The organism is Saccharomonospora iraqiensis subsp. iraqiensis (assembly GCF_000430445.1).
Classification (GTDB): Bacteria; Actinomycetota; Actinomycetes; order Mycobacteriales; family Pseudonocardiaceae; genus Saccharomonospora; species Saccharomonospora iraqiensis.
In genome coordinates this window covers 29099-31119 of sequence record NZ_KE387108.1, presented here as the reverse complement: position 1 = coordinate 31119, position 2021 = coordinate 29099, and the positions used below count along the sequence as shown (strand labels likewise).

Sequence of the window (2021 nt, the reverse complement as noted above, 5' to 3'; positions counted from 1 at the left end):
CGTCGCCGATGGCCCGGATCGCCGGCCGCGGGGCGGCCGGGGTGGACCCGGACGTGTTCGGCATCGGCCCGGTGCGCGCCGCCGAGATCGCGCTTCAGCGCGCGGGGATCGGCTGGGGGGATCTGACCGCGGTGGAGCTGAACGAGGCGTTCGCCGCGCAGTCGCTGGCCTGCTTCGCCGACTGGCCCGAGCTGGACCCGGAGATCGTCAACGTGAACGGCGGGGCCATCGCCATCGGCCACCCGCTCGGCGCCTCCGGCGGGCGGGTGCTCGGCACGCTCGCCCACGAGCTGCGTAGGCGGGGCGGCGGTTGGGGGCTGGCCGCCATCTGCATCGGTGTCGGCCAGGGCCTGGCCGTGGTGCTCGAGGCGTGAGCGGGCGCGTCCCACCGGGTACGCGGCCCCTCGCGCCGCGGTGTCGAACGAGGAGGAGAGCATGACCACGTCAGCGGAGTCGTCGGCCGGGTCGGGCCTGGTGCTGCCGCGGTACCGCCGGGACCCGGAGGGCACCCACCCACCGATGGATTCCCCGGGGTACAAGTCCACCCGGCTGCGGCACCCGAAGCAGCCGCTGGTGCTGCTGCCGCAGAAGCTCACCGAGGTCACCGGCCCGTTGCTCGGGCCGGGACGCCTGGGCGAGCTGGACAACGACCTGACCCGCCAGCACCCGGAGGAGCCGCAGGGGCAGCGGATCCTCGTGCACGGCAGGCTGCTCGACGGCGACGGCCGTCCGGTGCCGAACTCGCTGATCGAGGTGTGGCAGGCCAACGCGGGCGGCCGGTACAAGCACGTGTGGGACAACTGGCCCTGCCCGGTGGACCCGAACTTCGACGGCGTCGGCCGCACCGTGACCGACAGCGAGGGGCGCTACGAGTTCGTCACCATCAAGCCGGGCGCCTACCCGTGGAAGAACCACGACAACGCCTGGCGGCCCGCGCACATCCACTTCTCGGTGTTCGGCACGGCGTTCCCGCAGCGGCTGGTCACCCAGATGTACTTCCCGGACGACCCGCTGTTCTTCCAGGACCCGATCTTCAACTCGATCCCGGACGAGAAGGCACGGCAGCGGCTCATCTCCCGGTTCGACCTGAGCCGCACCGTCCCGGAATGGGCCCTGGCCTTCGAGTTCGACATCGTGCTGAGGGGCCGCGAGGCCACGCCTTTCGAGGACGAGGAGGAGGACGAGTGAGCGAGACTGGGTGTGCGTCCGCTCGCTCGTCCGACCGGGTGCGGGTGTCCCGCACGACACAGGAGGAGGACGAGTGAGCGAGGCTGTTGTGGCCGGGCCGCTGGGCTCGACGCCGTCGCAGACGGTCGGGCCGTACCTGTCGATCGGACTGCCGTGGGCCGACGGCCCGTACGTGGTCGACGCGGACGACGAGGGCGCGGTGTGGATCCGCGGTGTGGTCACCGACGGTGCGGGCGCGCCGGTGCCGGACGGGCTGGTCGAGACGTGGCAGGCCGACCGGAACGGCCGGTTCGACCATCCGGACGACCCGCGCGGCCCGCAGCCGGGTTTCCGTGGGTTCGGGCGGTGCCCCACCGACGACGACGGCGCGTACGCCATCCGGACCGTGGTGCCGGGGGCGGTGCCCGGCGAGGCGCCGCACATCGACGTGTCGGTGTTCGCCCGCGGGATGCTGCACCGGCTGGTGACCCGGATCTACTTTCCCGAACAGATCGAGGCCAACGCCGGCGATCCGGTGCTGTCCTCGGTGCCCGCCGACCGCAGGCGGACCCTGATCGCCGAGCCGACGGAGGACGGCTACCGCTTCGACGTGCGGCTGCAGGGTGAGGGCGAGACGGTCTTCTTCGATGTCTGAGCGGCGGGGCGGCTGATGTCGGAGCTGTTCGATCCGGTGTTCGCGGCCGGGCCCGTGGCCGGGGAGACCTCGGACCGGGCGTGGCTGCGCGGGATGCTTGAGTTCGAGTCCGCCCTCGCCGCCGCCCAGGCCGACGTGGGCCTCGTGGATCGCGCGCACGCGGACGTGGTCGCCGGGGCGGCGGAGCCCGCCGACTACG

2 protein-coding genes and 2 pseudogenes are annotated in these 2021 nt (G+C 72.9%); all 4 read left to right on the top strand.

Features of this window, described 5'->3' with window-relative positions; all coding sequences use genetic code 11:
* Positions 1–374: pseudogene (locus ACTIR_RS26770) on the top strand (3-oxoadipyl-CoA thiolase); the annotation flags it as partial.
* 61 nt (positions 375–435) lie between these two features.
* Complete coding sequence (gene pcaH, locus ACTIR_RS0115595) at positions 436–1188, top strand: protocatechuate 3,4-dioxygenase subunit beta (RefSeq protein ID WP_007026593.1); 753 nt, start codon at positions 436–438, stop codon at positions 1186–1188.
* Between the two features lie 73 nt (positions 1189–1261).
* Positions 1262–1822 carry a protocatechuate 3,4-dioxygenase subunit alpha gene (gene pcaG / locus ACTIR_RS0115590; protein ID WP_026454974.1) on the top strand — a complete coding sequence of 187 codons (561 nt, stop codon included), beginning with the start codon at positions 1262–1264 and terminating at the stop codon, positions 1820–1822.
* A 15-nt stretch (positions 1823–1837) separates the two neighbouring features.
* Positions 1838–2021 (top strand): annotated as a pseudogene (locus tag ACTIR_RS26765) (3-carboxy-cis,cis-muconate cycloisomerase); the annotation flags it as partial.